We start from the raw sequence: 19,283 nt of genomic DNA on the forward strand, positions 1-19,283 counted from the left end.
GTTAACCAGGTTAAATTCTTTGTATATTTTTAATTAATTGTATCATGAAAGGTGAATCACAATGAAAAATAAACAAGCACAAATTAATGATATATTAACCGATTTTGACAGTAAGAAATTCCAGCAGGACTTGATCAACTGGTTCCAACAGGAACAACGCACGCTGCCATGGCGAGATAATCAAGATCCTTATCGAGTTTGGGTATCTGAAATCATGCTTCAGCAAACCAAAGTCGATACGGTCATCCCTTATTTTAATCGGTTTATCGAAAAATTTCCCACACCAGAAAAATTGGCTGAAGCCGACGAACAGGAAGTACTTAAAGCGTGGGAAGGTCTAGGATACTATTCCCGTGCACGTAATCTGCAAAACGCAATTCGTGAGGTCGTCAGCGATTACGGTGGAAAGGTACCAGAAAACGCAGATGAACTGGCTTCTTTAAAGGGTGTAGGCCCTTATACAAAAGGTGCTATATTAAGTATTGCCTATGATAAGCCGGAACCTGCAGTAGATGGCAATGTCATGCGGGTACTATCGCGTATTTTACATATCGAGGATGATATTGCTAAACAAAGTACAAAAAAATTATTTGAAGCGATTATCCGTGAGGTAATCTCCCAGGAAGACCCATCTTCTTTTAATCAGGGACTTATGGAACTTGGAGCAATAGTTTGTACACCTAAATCTCCAAGTTGTATGCTCTGCCCTGTCCAGGAACATTGCCGTGCTTATCATGAAGGGGCAGAACAGAAGCTTCCTGTTAAAACCAAAACAAAAAAACAGAAAAAAATCCCTTATGCTGCTTTACTAATTACTAACGACGAGGGAGAAGTTTTGATTCAGCAGCGGCCGGCTGATGGTCTGCTTGCTAATTTATGGGAATTTCCTATGGCCCCTTTGGAGGATATCGACCAGGAACACCTTCCCCATTGGTTCTTTGGGGAGTACGGAATGAAAATCACTCCTGAAAAAACCGTTGATCACATCAAACATGTCTTTTCCCATCTTATTTGGGAGTTAGAGGTTATCGTCTGCACTACAGGGAAAGGACGTTTGGATCATCCACGAGCAAAATTCGTAGCCATTGAGGAATTAGAAGAATATCCTTTTCCGGTTTCCCATCAGAAAATCGCAAAACATTGTAAGTAAGGAAAGCTCCAGCGCCTCCCCCCTCGAGGTCTTAAGTCAATCCTTTTTTGTGACCAAGAACGTCACACCGAGGCTTGTCTTAGCTTGTCGGGGGTGACAAGGCGCTTGCGCCTTTGTTCTTAATGCTGTGCCTTTTCCTAATACAAATAATCCAGTCCGCCACGGCTAACAATTTCTTCATTTATTTCTCTAAGAATGGTAGTACCTTCCTGGTTCAGGTAAGGAGCCATTTGCGATAGCGAATAGTGGAAATAACTCAATTCATCTCCACTCCATTCCTGTTTCGGGGTCATCGCCAGTTTACTCATATCCCGGCCTGTGTACATGCTTTTCGCCTCCTTCTTTATTAGTTTGGAAAAAAAGCTCTCACCTATACAAGGTAATGGATAAACATGGAAAAACATTTTGGTGGATAATGATTTTCTAAATGGGCATTCTAATTCTTGCGGAGGTGATAAAGATGGCTAAAAAACAACAAAACCAACAAAACCCAAGCAAGACTAATGCTGCAGAAGTAAGACAGCAAAACCAGCAAGCTGCTCAAAAAGGTCAGCAGCAACAATATGGTGCTGAATTTGCTTCAGAGACTGATGCACAAGAAGTTCGTCAACAAAACCAAAAGTCTCAAGCTAAAAAGAAATAACGAAGATCCCCCGAATCTTCTAAACGAATAGCAGACAAAAGCAGCTGCTGAACAAAACAGACCGTGCTTCTTATCCAATTGGGAGAAGCAGCGGTCTGTTTTTTATATCGATCGACTAAATACCTCCTCAATCGTCACGTATTGGCTGCTTTCACTTTAGACTCTTATGTTTTCATTTGTTGTCATATATCGTTATAATGGTTAAAGTAGACAAAATCGGTGAAAATTACGTCTGTTAGGGAAGGGAGATCTTATGCCTGCACCAGAACCTGGACAATCGGTCCAAATACAAAGCTATAAACACAACGGTAAGCTGCACAGGATATGGGACAGCACGATGATATTAAAAGGAACAAGAAATGTCATAATCGGAGCGAATGACCGGACGGTAGTAACCGAAAGCGATGGAAGGACATGGTTGACGAGAGAACCGGCAATTTGTTATTTCCATTCCAAACATTGGTTCAATATCATCGGCATGCTCCGCAATGATGGCGTATATTATTATTGTAATATCAGTTCTCCTTTTGTATATGATGAAGAAGGAATCAAATATATTGATTATGATTTAGACGTAAAGGTTTATCCTGATATGACATTTACTTTGTTGGATGAAGATGAATACGAACAACATAAACAGGAAATGAATTATCCGAAAGTGCTTGATCGTATATTGCATAATAATGTGGAAACGCTGATTCGTTGGGTAAGACAACGAAAGGGGCCGTTTTCCCCTGAATTTATCGACCAATGGTACGAACGTTATTTAACTTATCGTTAAGCAATCCGTTTCAGCCGCGCTGTATAATGTGAGCGCGGCCTTCCTATTATAGGGTGTGGTGTGGATATAGAAAGAGGTGACAGCATTGGATAGCATCAAAAGGTATTTAACCTTTGTAAAGCCTTATAAAAGTAAAATCATTTTGACCATATCAATAGGTATCATTAAATTCTCCATTCCATTATTGATGCCATTAATCTTAAAGTATGTCATTGATGATATTATCGGTGGGGATATGGCCCAGGCAGAAAAGATCAATCAGCTGTTCTGGCTGATGGGTGGAGCTTTTTTAGTGTTTTTCATTCTAAGGCCCCCTGTAGAGTACTTCAGGCAATATCTTGCCCAGTGGATCGGAAGCAAGATCCTTTATGATGTCCGAGACAAATTGTTTGATCATATTCAGAAACTCAGCTTGCGTTTTTATTCACGGACGAAGACAGGTGAAATCATCTCCCGAGTCATACATGATGTGGAACAGACAAAAACGTTCGTTATAACCGGCCTTATGAACATCTGGCTGGATATGTTTACGATTGTAATTGCAATAATCATTATGCTAAACATGGATGTTTGGCTGACTCTTGTAGCCATTTCGCTGTTCCCGTTATATGGGCTGGCAGTAAAGTTCTTTTATGTGAAATTACGGCGGCTTACAAGGGATCGCTCTCAGGCTCTTGCTGAAGTACAGGGCCACTTGCATGAGCGAGTCCAGGGAATGCCGGTCATCCGAAGTTTCGCGCTGGAAGAGCACGAACAGGAGCAGTTCGATGTGCAGAACTCTAATTTCCTGGATAAAGCTCTCAAGCATACGAACTGGAATGCCTATACGTATTCTGTTACCAATACGATTACCGACCTCGCGCCGTTATTGGTTATTACATTCGCCGGCTATCAAGTAATCACAGGAAGTCTTACGGTAGGTACGATGGTTGCTTTCACCGGCTATATGGAGCGTGTGTATAATCCGCTTCGCCGGTTAGTTAATTCCTCCACTGTATTGACCCAGTCGATTGCATCGATGGACCGTGTATTTGAATTTATGGATGAAAAATATGATATCGAAGATAAGAAAGGTGCCAGAGAATTGACTCACGTAGATGGGAAGGTCACCTTTGATCATGTTTCTTTCCGATATGAAGAGGAGGAATCACTCGTTCTCGATGATTTATCCCTTGATGTCAAGCATGGGGAGACCATCGCCTTTGTCGGTATGAGTGGGGGAGGAAAGTCGACACTGATCAGTCTGATTCCAAGGTTTTATGATGTGGAAAAAGGCAGGATCCTCATTGATGGTCATGATATCAGAGATGTAAAAGCACGCAGCCTCAGGGATAAAATCGGGATGGTGCTGCAGGATAACATCTTATTCAGTGAATCGATTGCCATGAACATCAAAATGGGAAATCCAGAAGCTACCGATGAAGAAATGATTGCAGCTGCTAAGGCTGCTAATGCTCATGACTTTATCATGGAACTTCCCAATGGCTATCATACGATGGTCGGTGAACGGGGCGTGAAGCTATCAGGCGGACAGAAGCAGCGGGTAGCGATTGCCCGGGTCTTCCTGAAGAACCCACCGCTTCTTATTTTGGATGAAGCGACCTCTGCTCTTGATTTAGAGAGCGAGCACCTGATTCAGGAAGCGTTAGAAAAATTAGCTTCCGACCGGACGACGTTCATCGTTGCCCACCGGTTATCTACAATTACGCATGCTGACCGAATTGTACTGATTGAGAATGGACAAATCAAAGAAGTTGGTACGCATGAAGAGTTGATGGGACTGCGCGGAGGTTATTATGACTTATATCAGGTCCAGGAACTGGATGATAGCAAGACCGAATATATGGGAACGTAAAAAAGAGAGGGGAGCCCCTCTCTTTTTCTTTACACTTTAAAAAAGTTTAATTTTTTTTAAGGGATTAAAGTATAAGAAAATACTAAGGCTTTCGCCATTAAGTACCTGGCGATAAGCCAAGTTTTTCTAAGGCAAAGGAGGTAAAAAGGTTGAAAATTATAGTGACTGGCGACACGCATATGCCAAAAAAAGCAAAACAGTTGCCAGGCAGGCTACTGGAAGAGATAAAAACAGCTGATATAGTCATTCATACAGGGGATTGGTCTTCCATGGAGGTTTATCATACACTTGCTGCATACAAAAACGTTTATGGCGTTTATGGGAATGTGGATGGGGAAGAAATCCAGCGATTTTTTCCTGCCAGGCAAATAATACAACTGGAAGGTTTCAAGATAGGAATTGTACATGGAGATGGTGAGAAAAAGACGACGGAAAAACGGGCGTTGGAAACTTTTGAAGGGGAAGACGTTGATATGGTCATTTTTGGTCATTCCCATATTCCATTGTTGCGATATTTTAAGAAACTACTGTTATTCAATCCTGGATCACCGACCGATAAACGGAGGCTCCCATACTACTCCTTTGGAATTCTGACCATCAATGAAGGTATAAAGGCAGAACATGTTTTTTTCAACTAGGCACTGTTCAATCTCCGCATTGTAATTACATTTAAGCTCCCAATAGCTGAAGACTCAGTTTCGAGATGGTTGGGTCCGTTACCATGAGCGGAATGGAATGGTTCGGGAAACAACTCGCTTTCCAGCTTCATCGCCTAGACACTCGCGACATAAGCAGCCCATCAACGGGAAGAAAGACCACTTCCCTTTTTGCTGTTCTGCTTATGCGTGTCGTGTCTCCCAAGGCGATTACGCATTCATTTCTTTCCTGCGGGGGACCTGGCAAGCTTCCTCGGGCTAAAGCCCTGTGGGATCTTGCCTAGCCCCTTCTCCCGCGGGAGTCTCGCCATTTCCCTTCCCATCCAGCCATTTTTATACTTAACGGCCCCTTCCAAAGAAGAAAGAATGTAGCTGAAATCTTCATTTTAAAGTCATTATAAAAGGTATAGTGGTGCCAAAGTCTTGTTTTTTATTTTACATAAGGGTGATTTCGAAATCTTTCTATGAGAAGGGGCGTAGGGAAACCGTGAGACTCCTGTGGGAGCTGAGTGATAGATGAGGCCCCGCAAGGCGAAGCCTGAGGAGACTCAGCACACGCCCACGGAAAGCGAATCGTTTCCCGAAGCACCTTAGCTCCACCAATATCTCGAAATCAAGTCTTCGACTTTTCGGTCATATAGTGGAATAAGCTTTTATGAAAAAACTGCAGTGACCTAGAGTTAATATGGATATACATAGATGTCATGGATAACAATACCTATATTGTGAACTTTTTGTGTCAATTGTTCGAACAATTTGTTACAATACTAATAAGAATACGCTTACACGAAATTCACACAATAATGGGAGGGATCTCTGGATGGGTATTATAGTTATGTTTATGCTGCTTGCATCGGTGACACCTTTTTTATTCCTACAAATGAAAAAGACCATATTTGCGCTTGTTCAGACAGTTTTACTTGTCGGTATGTGGCTGTATTTCTTTGAAGTCGTGTTTCAATCAGCACCTGCTGCATTTTCTATCCCTTGGATTATGTTTTATGCAAGTTTGTTTGTATCAGAGGCAGGCTGGGTAATGTTCATCATCCGCATTGTCAAAACTTCCGGTACTGTACAAGAGAGTTATCAATAATCAATAATCAAAAAAAGCCCTCGTTCCTGGCGTCAGGTACGAGGGCTTTTCGGTTATTGTTGATATGCTTGTACATGGAATAATTGAACAATCGCCTGATAGAAGGCCAGTATCGCAATCGCTCCTAAAAGAAACTTCGGGGAATAAGTGGAGTAAAACGTTCCCCAAAGGGAGAATGCGGTCAATATGATACTTAGAATGAACCCGAATACAGGTTTCCATGGCAATGCAACAGGTGCTTCGTTGTTGTTTAAGTCTTTTTGATTATTCATCCATATGCACCACCTTCGTTTAATGTCCGCTTTGCTCTTCGTGCTTTTCTTCTTGTTGATGGTTTCCTCCATCTTCATGGTCATGGGTAAAACCGAATGACATGGTGAAGAGGGATCCGGCTACAATAATTGCTGCAAGGACAAAACCGTGGAACATCATATTCCATGGCACGTGGCCTCCGCCGCTTTCCCGCTCTGTCATATGCATGAACATGAATAATTGAATTCCTGCCTGGATTACAGCGAGCGTCATAATGCCAGTAATGATCCATTTGACAGGTAAATCAGACCCGAGAGCGGCCCAGGCGGCAAGCAGTGTCAAAACAATCGATAACACAAAGCCGATGATGTGCTGTACTGGAAAACGTTTAGAATGCTCTGCCATATTAAACCACCATCCCAATCAAATAGACACTCGTGAAGATAAATATCCAAACCACATCAAGAAAGTGCCAATAGAGACTGATAATAAATCCCTTTCGACTCGTCATAGGAGTGAACCCACGTTTAGCAACCTGGATCAATATCATGGTTGCCCATCCAATACCAAGTGTAACGTGAAGACCATGAGTTCCAGCCAATGTGAAAAAGGCTGACCAGTAAGCTGCAGACTGAAGAGTAGCCCCTTCATGGGCATAATGAACAAATTCATATATTTCAAAACCAAGAAAACCGAGACCAAGCAGTAACGTAATAACCATCCAGGTAATAAAAGCTTTTACTGCTCCTTTGCGCATGTTGTGAACAGCTATTCCGCAGGTGAAACTGCTGATAAGTAAAAGAAACGTCATAATCAGTACGGTTTCTATTTCGAACAATTCACCCGGGGCAGGGGCATCAGCTGTCCGTCCGAACAAAACGGCATAAGTTGCAAACAAAGTTGAGAACAGTACAATTTCCGCAGCAAGGAATATCCAAAAGCCAAGGATGCTCATTTGGCCTTCCTGAGTTCGATATTCTAATGGGCCTGATTTCAATTCATGTGCACTCATGTTATAACCTCCTTGCTTTACGTTCGATTCGTTTGATTTCCTCAACTTCTACATGGTAGCCTTCATCATAATCGAACGAGCGGATTACCATCATAATAAGGGTACCGATTAAACCAATTACTGCCAGCGTAATCCATTCAAATACAAGGGCGAAACTGGCAAAAGCCAAGATTGCCATCATGATGATTGGTTTGCCTGTATAGCTCGGCATATGGATCGGTTCAAGTTTATCCTCATCGTAAGTGGTTTCCCCTTTTTCTTTCATAGCCAAAAAGGCGTCATATTTATCGACATGAGGAACCGTTGCGAAATTGTAAAAAGGCACTGGAGTCGGTGTCGCCCATTCGAGCGTCCTTCCATTCCAGGAATCGCCTGTTTCTTCCCGCTTGCTGTTTCGGTAACTATAATAGATGTTATAGCAGAAAACAGCGAATCCTAGTCCCATTCCGAATGCACCGACAGTGGAAATGACGTTCAATGGCATCCACTCAGGAATGATGGTGAACACACGACGCGGCATTCCATCCAACCCGACAAAATATTGCGGGAAGAAAGTGACATGGAAGCCTATGACAAACAACCAGAAACTCAATTTACCAAAACGTTCATTCAGTTTATGGCCGAACATCTTCGGATACCAGTACTCCAACCCTGCGAAACAAGCGAAGACTGTTCCGGCTATCAATACGTAGTGGAAGTGGGCAATTAGGAAATAGGAATTATGGAACTGATAGTCAGCTGCTGCCATCCCCAGCATGACGCCAGTAACCCCGCCAATAACAAAGCTTGGTATAAAGGCAAGTGCCCACATCATAGGAGTCGTAAACTCGATTTTCGATTTATACAGGGTCGCTAACCAGTTGAAAATTTTCACTCCTGTAGGTACGGCAATCAACATCGTTGATACGGAAAAGACAGAGTTGACAAATGCGCCTGCACCCATCGTGAAAAAGTGGTGGACCCAGACAAGAAAACTTAATCCTGCGATTAATATCATGGACCAGACCATTGCGTTATACCCGAATAATCGCTTTCGGGCAAATGTAGCAATAACTTCTGAGAAAATACCGAAGGCTGGAAGAATAACAATGTATACTTCCGGGTGTCCCCACATCCAGAATAAGTTCGCCCACATCATTGGTAGACCTTCACCTGTAAGGGTGAAGAACTGGGCACCAAAAATTCTGTCAATCGTCATTAAAGCCAAAGCTACTGTCAAAATTGGGAATGCAAAAACAATAATGAAACACGTGACCAGTGTTGACCAGGTAAAGATAGGCATCTGGAACATTTTCATCCCAGGGGCACGCATTTTTAAAATAGTTACCATTAAGTTGATACCTGTGGCCAGTGTACCGATACCAGATAGCTGAAGTCCCATCAGGTAGAAGTTTTGCCCTGGTCCCGGACTCATAGCGGCACCGGCAAGCGGTGTATAGCTGGTCCAGCCGGCATCCGGAGAACCACCGATGACGAATGAAATATTAAACAGCATTGCGCCGAAAAAGAACGACCAGAAACTAAGCGCATTTACAAACGGAAAAGCGAAATCCCGGGCGCCGATTTGTAGTGGTACGATGATATTCATCAGCCCGATTAGAAACGGCATCGCCATAAAAATGATCATTACGGTACCGTGGGTCGTGAATATTTCATCATAATGCTGTGCATTCAAGAAATTCATATCCGGAAATGCCAGCTGGACACGCATCATCAGCGCATCCATTCCCCCTCGGAATAACATCGCAAGGGCACTCAAAATATACATGATTCCTATTTTTTTATGATCAACGGTAGTCAACCACTCACGCCATAGCCAGCCCCATCTTTTGAAGTAGGTCAACAGAAATATCACTGCACTGCTGACCAAAACAATGGATACCATACCAGCATAGATAAGTGGTTCACCGGTTACAAAAAATTCATCAAGCTTCATGATTGTTCACCTGCTTTCTTCGATTGCTATTCATGTTCTTTATCATCTTTTCTCTCATTATCTAAATGCAGAAGCTCCTGGTAAGCATCACGATGGAGTTCAATTGCATAATCACGGTCCTGGTTTGTGCCATGATCCACCCAAGCCAGGTGGGTGTTGGAAAAGGTCAGTTTTTTACTTAAGCCAGGATCCAAAAGCTCGTTATATTTCTTCTGGGTAAGCTTTGGTGCTTCTTTTTTTGTTTTCTCTACCCATTCCTTAAATGCATTTTCGCTTTCAGCGTGTACCTTGAAGGTCTGCTCGGTGAATCCTTCTCCGTTGAAGTTACTATTACGACCGTCGTAAACGCCTGGTTCATCCGCTTCAAGATAGAGGGTGTTTTCCATCCCGGCCATGTTATATTTCTGTCCCCCAAGCCGGGGAATCCAGAGAGCGGCCATGGAGTCCGCGGATGACAACCGGAATTCGATTGCACGATCAGTAGGGATATGCAAATAATTGACTGTTTCTATACCTTGCTCCGGATAACTGAAAAACCACTTCCAATCCGCTGAGGTAGCATAGATCACTAATGGTTCTTTGTCCTGGGAACCTTCTGGCGGTTTTTCCAGATCAAACAACGTCGTTACCGTTGGTACAGATAAGATGATGACAATAATTAATGGAATAACTGTCCAGACGATCTCAATGGCTGTGTTGCCATGAAGGTCTGGATCATAATCTTTATCGTCTCTGCCAGGGCGATTTCGATATTTGATTACCATAAAAGTGAACAGGGCAAACACTACGACCACGATGCCAAGCATGAACCAAAGCGAAAAAACGATAAGATCTTTCTGACTTTGACCAACCGGTCCTTTTGGATCCAGTACAGTCAGTTCACTGCATCCGCTTAATAAGAACACGAGGGAAAGCGGGAGTAATGCCAGCCATCTTCTCCAATGCTGCTGTTTATGTTTCATGAAGCCATACACTCCTATCAAACTAAATATTAATACTATGGATATAGTGAAAACTTAATGCGTGAAACAGATTATAGCATTGTAATACCCTTTTTAGGCACAGTTAACTAATTTGTAAAATAAAGTTCAATTTTTTGTGGATTTTTCGACACAAAATGTTCAAAGTATAAACGCTTACAAGCAAATAAAGTAAAAAAAGGAAAGAAATTCTCTTTTTTTGACATACAAAACGAGCCATTAGGGCTCGTTTTGTCGATGCTATCTTGTTTGCTTCTGTTCGAACATATTACGATGTCTTTCATAATGAAACTGTTGATAGCTTTGAAGAATTCGTTTCAAATGTTCCAGGTGAAGATGATATTCCATAAGCTGGGCTGCTAACGGCAGGAAGATCAATTTATCGGGATCACGACCATCTTCATAGATGCGAATCAATCTTTCTACCAGCATGGGAATATCCGGTTCCTGGGTTTCCCGCAAGGACTCTTTATGGGTCTTTCTGATTCTACCCATCAGACTAAGAATCAATTTTTCATGGGCATGAATGACTTTATCCAATTCGCTGACCAGTACTTCCTGGAACGCGGGGGGGATGTTATCGATATCACCCTCCAGGCGGTGGAAAGCTTTCAATACATCAAACGACTTTTTTGTAGTAGCAATCAGCTGGCGGAATAGCACCATCTTCCGTGCTTTGGCAAAGCGGTTTTTTCTTAAATAGGTACGTTCTTCTTTGTACAAAAGATACGTTTGATCGATATACCGGATTTCATCCTGGAGTCTGTTCATCTCGGTTTTTAATGCAGGTTCATCATTAAGATGACGGATGGTGACTCGAAGCCACTGGAGAATATCACTGGTATTGCGATCGATTTGCCGGAACAGGTTCGTTTCATATTTTGGCGGAACAAACGCCAGGTTGACCGCAAAGGCGGACAATATTCCAATCATCAATGAAGTAAAACGTGCTCCCGCATATGGAAGGAATGCCATATCTGTCGGTTCCATCAATAAAATCAACGCGACTACTGCGAAGATGATCGTGTTTTCATTCATTTTCAACTGCATATTCAAAGCAATGACAAGGATGATGGAAAACCCCATGATAAAAGCTCCATCGCCTAATGTATAGTAAACGATGATGGCGACAGCAACCGCAATGATATTCGCTTGTATCTGCTCCAGTACGGTTTGATAAGAACGGTAAATAGATGGCTGAATTGAAAAAACAGCGGCGATTCCTGCAACAACCGGAGTTGTCAACTCAGTCAAAGAAGCAATATATACAGCTACAGCAACGGCCAGCCCCGTTTTCATCATTCTGGCGCCAAGTTTCATGGTCATCACCTTTTCTGCATGTAATATTATCTACTATTACCTTAAGTGATTTAAAATAGAAAGTGAAATAATATAGAAGTACCTCATTAAACAGGAAACTCCCGGAATTCATCCGGGAGCAAGGATAGATATTCTATTTATCTGCCATTGTTTTGAACGCTTGTTCTACAGCTGAGATAGTTGTTTCTATATCCTCATCTTTATGGGCAGTAGTCAAGAACCAGGCTTCATATTTAGAAGGTGCCAGGTTAATCCCTTGCTGAAGCATTAACTGGAAAAAACGTGCAAACATTTCGCCGTCTGTATTTTCGGCCTGCTCGTAATTTTCAATGCTCTCGTTCGTAAAATAAATCGTCAGTGCACCTTTTAAACGGTTGATGGAAATCGGGATGTCATACCGCGAAGCACTGTTTTTTATTCCTTTTTCTAATTCAGCTCCTAATCGATCCAATTCCTCGTAAACGCCGTCTTCCTGTAATACTTCCAGACAGGCAATTCCCGAGGCCATGGAAGCTGGGTTTCCGGCCATCGTACCTGCCTGGTAGGCGGGGCCGAGTGGTGCCACCTGTTCCATGATATCAGCACGTCCGCCGTAAGCACCAATTGGCAAGCCGCCTCCTATGATTTTACCCATCGCAGTCATGTCGGGCTCGATTCCCAGAATCTGCTGTGCGCTCCCGTATGTAAAGCGGAAGGCTGTGATCACTTCATCATAAATGACAAGAGCACCTGCCTGGTGAGCAAGTTCATTCACTTGTTCTAAGAATCCTGGTTTGGGTTCGACAATACCGAAGTTGCCGACAATCGGTTCCACTAATATTCCTGCCACTTCATCTCCCCAGCGATCCAGCGCTTGTTTGAATGGTTCGATATCATTGAAAGGAACGGTAATAACATCGGAGGCAATGGACGCGGGAACCCCGGCTGAGTCAGGTGTTCCTAGTGTGGAAGGACCAGATCCTGCAGCGACAAGCACCAAATCAGAATGGCCATGATAACATCCTGCAAATTTGATGATTTTATTTCGTCCGGTGTATGCACGTGCTACACGGATGGTTGTCATTACAGCTTCTGTTCCAGAATTGACGAACCTGACTTTATCCATGGAAGGGATGGCTTCTTTCAACATACGGGCAAAATCGTTTTCGAGTGGGGTTGGTGTCCCGTATAACACACCGTTATGAGCTGCTTTGGTGATCGCTTCGGTGATATGTGGGTGGGCGTGGCCTGTAATGATTGGCCCGTAGGCACCAAGATAGTCGATGTATTTATTGCCATCAACATCCCAAAAGTAAGCACCCTCTGCTTTTTCCATATATACAGGCGCTCCGCCACCTACTGCTTTGTACGAACGGGAAGGAGAGTTGACCCCACCAACGATATGATTTTGTGCTTCTTCGTGTAATTGAACAGATTTTGAAAAATTCATAGTAAACCTCCCTGAAATGATTGCAACTTTTATTGTAGCACGGCTTGTCCTGGAAGAAACAGCAGATTCATAAACCAAAGTAAAAAGACTACCCGATTAGGCGAAGCAAACGGGTAGTCTTTTACAAATTGAGGTGGTTTATCGTGAATTAATAGACATAAGCTGCGCCAACAATAATTAAAAGAATGAACAACACGACAATCAACGCAAAGCCGCTGTTGTAGCCGCCATAGTAACCCATTCATTCCACCCCCCTTTGCCACGTTTACAATATCTTATGAAGAAAGCGGAATATGGACTGTGCGTTCATCCTATATAAGCTGGTGGTCTTCGAAGGTCTAACCCATTGGAAGGAATTTATATCCTTTTCCTCTTATAGTCTTGATGACATTAGCAAGACCTATATTGGAGAGTTTTTTTCGTAACCTGTTAATGTTTACAGACAATGTATTATCATCCATGTCACCAATATCTTTTGTAAGCAAGTGGAGAAGCTGCTCACGGGGCAATAGTTGATCAGGATACTGAAGGAATGCTTTCATGAGAAAAAATTCATTTCTCGTCAGCGATTGTCTTTTCTCTTTATATAGGATTTCCATCGGGCGTAATTTCAACTCCGGACTTATTTCGGAAAGATTAAGCCCATGATGGTCGTCTTTGTACACTCTACGCATGACCCTGCTTATTTTTGTATCCAATAAATTCGAATTCAAAGGTGTTTCCAAGTAATCATCAGCTCCATTTTCAATCGCTTTCACCTGATTCATATCGGAATCAGCTTCAGCTATCAATAAAATCGGACATTTAGATTTTTTGCGGAGCTGTCTTGACCAATAAAGTCCGTCGAATTTGGCGGAACCAACTGTCATCAATACAAGGTGAGGCTCATAAGCGACAAACTCTTCTGCAATACGATCATACTCCTGCGCCGCGAAAAGTTGAAATCCTTTACCGGCAAGCGATTCACTAAGAAAGGAAGTAATTTGCAAGTCATCTTCTACAATAAAAATTCGCTTCATGACGTCACCTTTTCATTCGATTTGTCCTCTGCATAAAGTACGCTGATACTTTTATAATGGATAGTTATTATCGACCTTACGAATAATTGATTTAGTAAATTATACCATTTTATAAGGGAATATTTCATTATGTATAGTTGGGGCTGTGAAGCGCATAAGTTTGTAAGAGGCGTCTAATCCTTCGGTAAGGAGAAAAAATATGATAGAAACAACCTTACTTCTGTTCATAACGGTGCTGCTCATCGTCAGTTTGACTTCATTCTTTCGTGAATTGATCTCTGATAACCATCACTTCTCATTAACCGTATTTACTGGTTTACTTCTTTTATATGCAATTGTAATGAGCGGGTTTGGGTTAATTTATTTTATTCTCTCGATGAACGGAGTTCCGTTATTAGCGGGAGGGGGACTTCAGCAGGAAGCATTGCTGAATCGAATTGGACAGGCTATCTACTTCAGTGGGGTTACACTATTGACAGTGGGTTACGGGGATATCATTCCAATCGGGTGGGGAAGACCGATTGCCTTATTGGAAGCATTGATCGGCTATACGATTCCTGCTGCTATGTTTGTCAGAGTAATCTACGGTTCCAAGCATCCGACAGAGTAAGATTGGAAATCACAATCCCTTTCCTGTACGCTAATAATAGATTAAATTTTTTAGGAGGGGACCTGTCATGAGTGTTGAAGTAGGAAGTAAAGCACCAGATTTCGAATTGCATGCAAGTAATGGAGAGAAAGTAAAGCTATCGGATTATCGTGGGAAAAATGTGGTGTTGTATTTTTACCCGAAAGATATGACGCCTGGCTGTACGACAGAAGCATGTGATTTCCGTGACCATCATGAAAGTTTTGCGGACGTGGATGCAGTGATTTTAGGAGTAAGTCCGGACCCGGTCAACCGTCATGAGAAATTCATTGAAAAGCACGAGCTTCCATTTTTACTGCTGGCAGATGAGGACAAGCAGGCCGCCGAGGCATATGGTGTCTGGAGGCTGAAAAAGAATTTCGGCAAAGAATATTACGGTATTGAACGTTCCACATTCATCATCGATAAAGAGGGGAACCTCGTAAAAGAATTCCGTAAAGTACGTGTTAAAGGACATGTGGAATCTGCTTTAGAGTACATCCGCGAAAATTTATCCTGATCAGTGCTCTCCATATGGAGAGTGCTTTTTTATCATTAATTGGGTATATGCGCTATACACTTATTTCCCCCCTACATAAAGTGAAGTATCAACCGAAAACCTCCCCTTTAATTGAGGCATCACTCTTATGTGGTGCCTCTTCTTTTGCTTTATGAATCTAAATGTTTTTGTAAATTATGATAATTCAGCTAAAATAGAAGCAGGTGAATCAGAGGAGGATTACATATATGCTTGTGCTCTCAGCTATTAAGAACGTAAAAGAAGATATCCGGGCCAGGTTGGAAGCTGATTATCCGGAACTGACCTTTTCTTTCTGCCATGGAATCGAAGAGGCGAAAGATGAGCTTCCTGAAGCGGAAATCTTCATTACTTATGGAGAGGATTTGAATGACGAGTTAGTAAAGCAGGCGAAAAAGTTGAAATGGATTATGGTTTTATCAGCCGGAATGGAAAAAATGCCATTCAGTCAAATCGACCAGCAGCAGATACTCGTCACCAATGCCAGAGGTATTCATGCTGTGCCGATGGCTGAATATACATTTACGATGTTATTGCAAGTAGCGAGGCAGACAAAAAAGGTCATTGCTAACGAACGCACTCATACTTGGGATAGAAAACTTACCATGGATGAAATATCCGGTAAAACGATGGTGGTCCTGGGGACGGGAGCGATCGCACAGGAAGTGGCCAGGCTGGCTCAGGCGTTTCGGATGAAAACGATCGGGGTATCAAGAACCGGGAATCCAAAACCTCACTTTGATGAGACACATTCCGTTGTAAATTGGGAACACATGCTGGAAAATGCTGACTTCGTTGTTGCGGTATTACCCAGCACCCCTGAAACAATCGGTTTTCTCCGCAAAGAGCATTTTCAAATGATGCCTTCTCACGCGGTTTTTTTGAATATGGGTAGAGGTGACCTCGTTGCAACGGAAACTGTTTTGCAAGCAGTCCAGTCGGAAGAAATCGCCCATGCTGTATTGGATGTATTTGAGGAAGAACCGCTGCCTCAGGATCATGTCCTGTGGGAGGAAGAGAATATCACGGTTACTCCGCATCATTCCGGGGTATCGCCACAATATCAATATCGAGCTTTTGATATTTTTTACGAGAACTTGGAACGCTACTTACAAGGGCAAGAGGAATACATTAATAAAATCGATCCGAAACGGGGGTATTGAGGGTGAGGATTTATACACGTTCAGGAGATAAAGGGACAACTTCATTGATTTATGGAGACCGCGTTCCTAAAAACGACTTACGAGTAGAAGCTTACGGTACTTGCGATGAAGTCAATTCAATGATCGGGTTGGCAATGAGCCATTTGAAGCGCGAAGACTGGGAAGGGCGAGAGGAATTTGTGACATTCATGACCAAAGTCCAAACAATCCTTTTCCACGTGGGGGCTGAACTGGCAACACCAAAAGGAAAAGATGTGATGTGGCAATTAAAGGAAGCACATATTAAGGAACTGGAAGCCAATATCGATGAATGGGATAAAGTGCTGGCCCCTTTAAAGAATTTTATCCTTCCTTCAGGGCATGAAGCTTCGGCAGCTTTTCATGCTGCACGTACGGTTGCCAGGAGAGCGGAGAGGACGGCGGTTGCTCTTGAAGAAGAACTTAGTAACCCTCTGGTCGTATCCTATTTGAATCGTTTATCTGACTTGTTGTTTGTTGCAGCACGTTATGTGAACCATCATCTTGGGGGGGAAGAAATTCCGCTGCAAGCAGACGTATAGCAGCGTGAATCTACAATTTATGTATATTGACAATAATAGTAATGACAGGGTACACTAATTATAAAGATTATTATGTAATAATATTCTAAAATTAACGATTACGGAAAGCGAGGTGCATGGCGGTGTCTGAAAAAAGGCTGCAAGAAGCGATAGTTACATTGAAAGACTCTGGTGTGCGTATCACACCTCAACGTCATGCGGTGCTTGAATTTTTGCTTAATTCTATGACTCACCCGACAGCTGATGAGATCTATAAAGCGCTGGAAGGGAAGTTTCCTAACATGAGTGTTGCTACTGTTTATAATAACCTGCGGGTGTTCAAAGATATCGGACTCGTCAGGGAGTTGACTTATGGGGATGCTTCCAGCAGATTCGACTGCAATACCACAGAACATTACCATGTGATTTGCGAATCCTGTGGTAAAATTGTCGATTTCCATTATCCAAGCTTAGATGAAGTGGAGTCTTTAGCTGAACAGGTGACAGGATTTGATGTAAGTAATCATCGCATGGAAGTGTACGGAACCTGTAGCGACTGCCAATCGAAAAATGCGCATTAATCTTTCATAAAAATAAGCCTCATTCCCTGCAAAAAGGAATGAGGCTTATTTTTGTGATGTAATATAAAGTAACTGTCATCCGGGTCTTTCATATTATACAATGCTTTCCGGTTAGCTCTGTTCTTCTTTTTTCTGTAATCGTTTAGAGTTGTATTTTTCGTCGAATTCTTTCCCTTCCAGGGATTTATCTAAAGTTAAAGGCTGCTTGCAATGCATACAGGCATCGACTCTTCCGAGCATCTTAGTCGGTTTATCGCAATTGGGGCAAATGATTTGGATGGTCTTTGTCGATAACATACCAATCCAGAAATAGACAACCGTACTTAGACCGATCGCAAGCATCCCCAGAATCATGAAAATGATCATCAGCCATTCCGTTTGTTTGAACAATAATCCAATATACATAATACCAAAACCGGCGAATACGAGACCAAGTGCAAACGAGCGGATTTTATTAATTTTGCTGCTATATTGTAAAGCCACTGGTGACCCTCCTTATTACTTTCAAATCGTAGTATAGCATAAAAATGACAGGGAATTGCATCGGGAAAAGAGGATTTTTAACAATTTTATCGAATAATTGACTGTGACCTACTATAAAAACCGCTGGGGGAAAGAACTATGGAAGATTTATTACGACCCATTTATCAAGAACGTGCAAGCCTGCCTAATACGCTAGGCGTTTTGATAATGGAAAAGAAAAAGCCGATCAGTCCGGTAACAGATAACTTTGATGTCATCCTCTTGATTATAATGAGAGACGCAGATGATCCCTGGTATGTAAAGCATTATGAATTTGAAAACAAAACAGCGGCCATGCACATTGTAGATGAAGAATTATTAAAGGAATGGATTGAAACCAGTGGATACCGAAGAGCGGTTGAATGGGTCATCAATGGTAAAGTGATATTCGATCGCAATGAATATATGGAAAAGCTAAAGCATAAGCTTAATGATTTCCCTCAAGAAACAAGGGATTTGAAAAAAGTGATAGAGTTCGCAAAATTAATCAGAAGCTATAGTGAGTCCAAGGATCTGTTTGAATCCAATCAATATCTGGATGCGTTTAGCCGGATGGTCCATTCTCTACATTATTTAGCCAGGTTGGCAATCATTGAAAAAGGATTTCATCCCGAAGTAACCGTTTGGAATCAGGTGCGGAGGATCGATGCTGAAGTTTATAAACTGTATGAAGAATTGATTCAAAGTGGTGAACCTACAGATAAACGAGTTCAACTGATGCTTCTTGCTGTTGAGCATTCCATTAGCATTCGTGCGGAAAACAGTGCGAAACATCTACTGGAACTTATGGAAACAAAGGATACAGCCTGGACATTCGGGGAACTGAAAGTCCATCCCGAAATCAAGTTGTATGCGCTGGACCTTTCTGCAATGATTGAATATCTTACAGATAAAGAAATCCTTGAAGTAGAACTTCATGAAACAAAAGGACCTGAGGTCTACCAACGGAAATATAAAGTAAGAAGTTGACATTATTAACTTAAAAAATCCGCCTTCCGCGCAGGTTATAAGGAAAGCGGATTTTTTTGTTTAAAATCTATTGACGATAAAAAAATGCCGTGGTATATTATTAAACGTCGCATTAAGAGAGCGACACACAAAGCAATAAAAAATCATGAAAAAGTTGTTGACTTAAAAACAACGACATGATATATTAATTAAGTCGCCAATTTGAGCGACGAAACAA

At 42.2% G+C, this 19,283-nt stretch carries 23 protein-coding genes; 12 read left to right on the plus strand and 11 right to left on the minus strand.

Features of this window, described 5'->3' with window-relative positions; translation table 11 throughout:
- Positions 1-61 precede the first annotated feature (61 nt).
- A complete protein-coding gene (gene mutY / locus P855_RS0118825; protein ID WP_028785005.1) occupies positions 62-1,150 on the plus strand; it encodes an A/G-specific adenine glycosylase in 1,089 nt (362 codons plus the stop codon).
- 137 nt (positions 1,151-1,287) lie between these two features.
- On the opposite strand, the gene P855_RS21380 is transcribed toward mutY, so the two are convergent.
- Positions 1,288-1,476: a hypothetical protein gene (locus P855_RS21380; RefSeq protein WP_037986500.1), complete on the minus strand. Its 189-nt coding sequence runs from the start codon at positions 1,474-1,476 to the stop codon at positions 1,288-1,290.
- A 134-nt stretch (positions 1,477-1,610) separates the two neighbouring features.
- Between P855_RS21380 and P855_RS0118835 the strand changes: the two genes are divergently transcribed.
- The 5 genes from P855_RS0118835 to P855_RS0118855 all read left to right on the plus strand — a co-directional run bounded on the left by P855_RS0118835 (position 1,611) and on the right by P855_RS0118855 (position 6,178).
- The gene (locus P855_RS0118835) at positions 1,611-1,793 is read left to right on the plus strand and encodes a gamma-type small acid-soluble spore protein (protein ID WP_028785006.1); all 183 of its coding nucleotides are present in this window, start codon (positions 1,611-1,613) and stop codon (positions 1,791-1,793) included.
- A gap of 253 nt (positions 1,794-2,046) precedes the next feature.
- On the plus strand, positions 2,047-2,574 hold the full coding sequence (locus tag P855_RS0118840) for a DUF402 domain-containing protein (RefSeq protein ID WP_028785007.1): 528 nt from the start codon (positions 2,047-2,049) through the stop codon (positions 2,572-2,574).
- An 85-nt stretch (positions 2,575-2,659) separates the two neighbouring features.
- Entirely contained in the window at positions 2,660-4,429 is a 1,770-nt protein-coding gene (locus P855_RS0118845) for an ABC transporter ATP-binding protein (RefSeq protein ID WP_028785008.1), read from the plus strand.
- 149 nt (positions 4,430-4,578) lie between these two features.
- Positions 4,579-5,067, plus strand: a complete 489-nt coding sequence (locus tag P855_RS0118850; protein ID WP_028785009.1) for a metallophosphoesterase family protein — start codon at positions 4,579-4,581, stop codon at positions 5,065-5,067.
- Between the two features lie 838 nt (positions 5,068-5,905).
- Positions 5,906-6,178: a hypothetical protein gene (locus P855_RS0118855; protein WP_028785010.1), complete on the plus strand. Its 273-nt coding sequence runs from the start codon at positions 5,906-5,908 to the stop codon at positions 6,176-6,178.
- A gap of 53 nt (positions 6,179-6,231) precedes the next feature.
- Here P855_RS0118855 and P855_RS0118860 read toward each other — a convergent pair whose 3' ends face one another.
- The 9 genes from P855_RS0118860 to P855_RS0118900 form a co-directional block, all read right to left on the minus strand.
- Positions 6,232-6,450, minus strand: a complete 219-nt coding sequence (locus tag P855_RS0118860; RefSeq protein WP_028785011.1) for a hypothetical protein — start codon at positions 6,448-6,450, stop codon at positions 6,232-6,234.
- Between the two features lie 19 nt (positions 6,451-6,469).
- A complete protein-coding gene (qoxD, locus tag P855_RS0118865; protein WP_028785012.1) occupies positions 6,470-6,835 on the minus strand; it encodes a cytochrome aa3 quinol oxidase subunit IV in 366 nt (121 codons plus the stop codon).
- 1 nt (position 6,836) lies between these two features.
- Positions 6,837-7,442 (minus strand): cytochrome aa3 quinol oxidase subunit III, encoded by a 606-nt coding sequence (gene qoxC, locus P855_RS0118870; RefSeq protein ID WP_028785013.1) that lies wholly within the window; start codon positions 7,440-7,442, stop codon positions 6,837-6,839.
- Between the two features lies 1 nt (position 7,443).
- The gene (gene qoxB, locus P855_RS0118875; RefSeq protein ID WP_028785014.1) at positions 7,444-9,378 is read right to left on the minus strand and encodes a cytochrome aa3 quinol oxidase subunit I; all 1,935 of its coding nucleotides are present in this window, start codon (positions 9,376-9,378) and stop codon (positions 7,444-7,446) included.
- A gap of 26 nt (positions 9,379-9,404) precedes the next feature.
- Positions 9,405-10,340, minus strand: coding sequence for a cytochrome aa3 quinol oxidase subunit II (gene qoxA, locus P855_RS0118880; protein WP_028785015.1), 936 nt, complete (start codon positions 10,338-10,340; stop codon positions 9,405-9,407).
- 258 nt (positions 10,341-10,598) lie between these two features.
- Entirely contained in the window at positions 10,599-11,678 is a 1,080-nt protein-coding gene (locus P855_RS0118885) for an FUSC family protein (protein ID WP_028785016.1), read from the minus strand.
- A gap of 133 nt (positions 11,679-11,811) precedes the next feature.
- Positions 11,812-13,107 (minus strand): glutamate-1-semialdehyde 2,1-aminomutase, encoded by a 1,296-nt coding sequence (locus P855_RS0118890; RefSeq protein ID WP_028785017.1) that lies wholly within the window; start codon positions 13,105-13,107, stop codon positions 11,812-11,814.
- Between the two features lie 148 nt (positions 13,108-13,255).
- Positions 13,256-13,348, minus strand: a complete 93-nt coding sequence (locus tag P855_RS21935; protein ID WP_037986505.1) for a YjcZ family sporulation protein — start codon at positions 13,346-13,348, stop codon at positions 13,256-13,258.
- Between the two features lie 97 nt (positions 13,349-13,445).
- Positions 13,446-14,126 (minus strand): response regulator transcription factor, encoded by a 681-nt coding sequence (locus P855_RS0118900; protein ID WP_028785018.1) that lies wholly within the window; start codon positions 14,124-14,126, stop codon positions 13,446-13,448.
- 199 nt (positions 14,127-14,325) lie between these two features.
- Here P855_RS0118900 and P855_RS0118905 point away from each other — a divergent pair, with 199 nt between their 5' ends.
- From P855_RS0118905 to perR, 5 genes are all read left to right on the plus strand, one after another.
- A complete protein-coding gene (locus P855_RS0118905; RefSeq protein WP_028785019.1) occupies positions 14,326-14,736 on the plus strand; it encodes a potassium channel family protein in 411 nt (136 codons plus the stop codon).
- 67 nt (positions 14,737-14,803) lie between these two features.
- On the plus strand, positions 14,804-15,274 hold the full coding sequence (gene bcp / locus P855_RS0118910; RefSeq protein ID WP_028785020.1) for a thioredoxin-dependent thiol peroxidase: 471 nt from the start codon (positions 14,804-14,806) through the stop codon (positions 15,272-15,274).
- 227 nt (positions 15,275-15,501) lie between these two features.
- Positions 15,502-16,455: a D-2-hydroxyacid dehydrogenase gene (locus P855_RS0118915; protein ID WP_028785021.1), complete on the plus strand. Its 954-nt coding sequence runs from the start codon at positions 15,502-15,504 to the stop codon at positions 16,453-16,455.
- A gap of 2 nt (positions 16,456-16,457) precedes the next feature.
- On the plus strand, positions 16,458-17,015 hold the full coding sequence (locus P855_RS0118920) for a cob(I)yrinic acid a,c-diamide adenosyltransferase (RefSeq protein WP_028785022.1): 558 nt from the start codon (positions 16,458-16,460) through the stop codon (positions 17,013-17,015).
- 122 nt (positions 17,016-17,137) lie between these two features.
- Positions 17,138-17,575 carry a peroxide-responsive transcriptional repressor PerR gene (perR, locus tag P855_RS0118925; protein WP_028785023.1) on the plus strand — a complete coding sequence of 146 codons (438 nt, stop codon included), beginning with the start codon at positions 17,138-17,140 and terminating at the stop codon, positions 17,573-17,575.
- A 111-nt stretch (positions 17,576-17,686) separates the two neighbouring features.
- On the opposite strand, the gene P855_RS0118930 is transcribed toward perR, so the two are convergent.
- Positions 17,687-18,058: a YgzB family protein gene (locus tag P855_RS0118930; RefSeq protein WP_028785024.1), complete on the minus strand. Its 372-nt coding sequence runs from the start codon at positions 18,056-18,058 to the stop codon at positions 17,687-17,689.
- 138 nt (positions 18,059-18,196) lie between these two features.
- Between P855_RS0118930 and P855_RS0118935 the strand changes: the two genes are divergently transcribed.
- Positions 18,197-19,066, plus strand: a complete 870-nt coding sequence (locus tag P855_RS0118935) for a nucleotidyltransferase-like protein (protein WP_028785025.1) — start codon at positions 18,197-18,199, stop codon at positions 19,064-19,066.
- Positions 19,067-19,283: the final 217 nt, after the last annotated feature.

It is taken from the genome of Thalassobacillus devorans MSP14 (genome assembly GCF_000496835.1).
Taxonomy (GTDB): domain Bacteria; phylum Bacillota; class Bacilli; order Bacillales; family Halobacillaceae; genus Thalassobacillus; species Thalassobacillus devorans_B.

What these genes read in the sequence shown, in the direction of transcription:
- P855_RS0118915 (WP_028785021.1), top strand. Translation starts at nt 15,502, where the DNA reads ATGCTTGTGCTCTCAGCTATTAAGAACGTAAAAGAAGATATCCGGGCC.
- P855_RS0118905 (WP_028785019.1), top strand. Translation starts at nt 14,326, where the DNA reads ATGATAGAAACAACCTTACTTCTGTTCATAACGGTGCTGCTCATCGTC.
- P855_RS0118840 (WP_028785007.1), top strand. Translation starts at nt 2,047, where the DNA reads ATGCCTGCACCAGAACCTGGACAATCGGTCCAAATACAAAGCTATAAA.
- P855_RS0118885 (WP_028785016.1), bottom strand. Translation starts at nt 11,678, where the DNA reads ATGAAACTTGGCGCCAGAATGATGAAAACGGGGCTGGCCGTTGCTGTA.
- P855_RS0118855 (WP_028785010.1), top strand. Translation starts at nt 5,906, where the DNA reads ATGGGTATTATAGTTATGTTTATGCTGCTTGCATCGGTGACACCTTTT.
- P855_RS21935 (WP_037986505.1), bottom strand. Translation starts at nt 13,348, where the DNA reads ATGGGTTACTATGGCGGCTACAACAGCGGCTTTGCGTTGATTGTCGTG.
- P855_RS0118890 (WP_028785017.1), bottom strand. Translation starts at nt 13,107, where the DNA reads ATGAATTTTTCAAAATCTGTTCAATTACACGAAGAAGCACAAAATCAT.
- P855_RS21380 (WP_037986500.1), bottom strand. Translation starts at nt 1,476, where the DNA reads ATGTACACAGGCCGGGATATGAGTAAACTGGCGATGACCCCGAAACAG.
- qoxB (WP_028785014.1), bottom strand. Translation starts at nt 9,378, where the DNA reads ATGAAGCTTGATGAATTTTTTGTAACCGGTGAACCACTTATCTATGCT.
- qoxA (WP_028785015.1), bottom strand. Translation starts at nt 10,340, where the DNA reads ATGAAACATAAACAGCAGCATTGGAGAAGATGGCTGGCATTACTCCCG.
- mutY (WP_028785005.1), top strand. Translation starts at nt 62, where the DNA reads ATGAAAAATAAACAAGCACAAATTAATGATATATTAACCGATTTTGAC.
- P855_RS0118900 (WP_028785018.1), bottom strand. Translation starts at nt 14,126, where the DNA reads ATGAAGCGAATTTTTATTGTAGAAGATGACTTGCAAATTACTTCCTTT.
- P855_RS0118935 (WP_028785025.1), top strand. Translation starts at nt 18,197, where the DNA reads ATGGAAGATTTATTACGACCCATTTATCAAGAACGTGCAAGCCTGCCT.
- bcp (WP_028785020.1), top strand. Translation starts at nt 14,804, where the DNA reads ATGAGTGTTGAAGTAGGAAGTAAAGCACCAGATTTCGAATTGCATGCA.
- qoxC (WP_028785013.1), bottom strand. Translation starts at nt 7,442, where the DNA reads ATGAGTGCACATGAATTGAAATCAGGCCCATTAGAATATCGAACTCAG.
- P855_RS0118860 (WP_028785011.1), bottom strand. Translation starts at nt 6,450, where the DNA reads ATGAATAATCAAAAAGACTTAAACAACAACGAAGCACCTGTTGCATTG.
- qoxD (WP_028785012.1), bottom strand. Translation starts at nt 6,835, where the DNA reads ATGGCAGAGCATTCTAAACGTTTTCCAGTACAGCACATCATCGGCTTT.
- P855_RS0118835 (WP_028785006.1), top strand. Translation starts at nt 1,611, where the DNA reads ATGGCTAAAAAACAACAAAACCAACAAAACCCAAGCAAGACTAATGCT.